Here is a 980-nt window from a genome sequence, read left to right as displayed (position 1 = left end):
TAAGGAGGAGATAGCAGCAGCGACGATACCGCGCGGACCAATCCAGCTAATCATCAGCTTTTCATTGGTCTTTAAGTTGGAGCCAATAGAAGACGCCCAAACAGAGAGCGGACGCGCGATGAACATCACGATGGCCAGCAATATAATCCCTGCAAAACCTACACTCATAAGACTTGCCAGCTCTACACGAGCCGCAAGAATAATGAATAATACGGAGATCAATAAAACAGTCAACGACTCGTTAAATTCCAAAATCGTATCGCGCGGGAAGTTTGGCCAGTTCGCCAGTGCCACGCCAAGTACAGTCACGGTTAAAAGACCAGACTCGTGCTCTAAATGGTTCGATATCGAAAATAGTACTAAGACAAAGGCGAGGGTAAAGACATTGCGTAAAAACTCAGGCACCATATGACGACGCATTAAGAACGCCAATACCCACGCGCCCGCCATACCAAGCGCTGTCGCTAAAACCACAATCTTAGCAAATAGCAAAAGACTGCTGGCCTCACCGCCTGAGATGATGTACTCATACACCAATACCACGGCAATCGCACCGATAGGATCGATGATGATACCTTCCCACTTGAGGATATTAGAGATGGTTTTATTTGGACGTACACTACGTAGTAACGGCATAATCACCGTTGGCCCAGTCACACAAACCAGCGCACCAAATAATAACGCAATCAAAGGGTCGACATCGAACAATAAATAGGTCGATAGCGCCACTACCGCGATGGTAATGACCACCCCGATTGACACCAGCATCTGCACCACGGTTCCATGCTGCTTGATTTCATCAAACTCAAGTGTCAACGAGCCTTCAAACAAAATAATGGCCACACCTAAAGAGATAATAGGGAACATAAGCTCGCCTAAAACCAAATCAGGGTCAAAGTAACCCAATACTGGACCGACAATAATGCCGATCAGCAACAAAAACAAAATGGACGGTTGCTTTAAGTACCAAGCCAACCATT

1 protein-coding gene is annotated in these 980 nt (G+C 46.3%); it reads right to left on the bottom strand.

Annotation, left to right across the window (positions count from 1 at the left end):
• The coding region (locus tag ACS8FD_RS17195; RefSeq protein WP_439276742.1) for a cation:proton antiporter at positions 1-980 on the bottom strand (980 nt) is incomplete at both ends.

The organism is Psychrobacter sp. 1U2 (assembly GCF_051847575.1).
The sequence above is the reverse complement of the archived record's forward strand: the minus strand, read 5'-3'. Positions and strand labels throughout refer to the sequence as shown.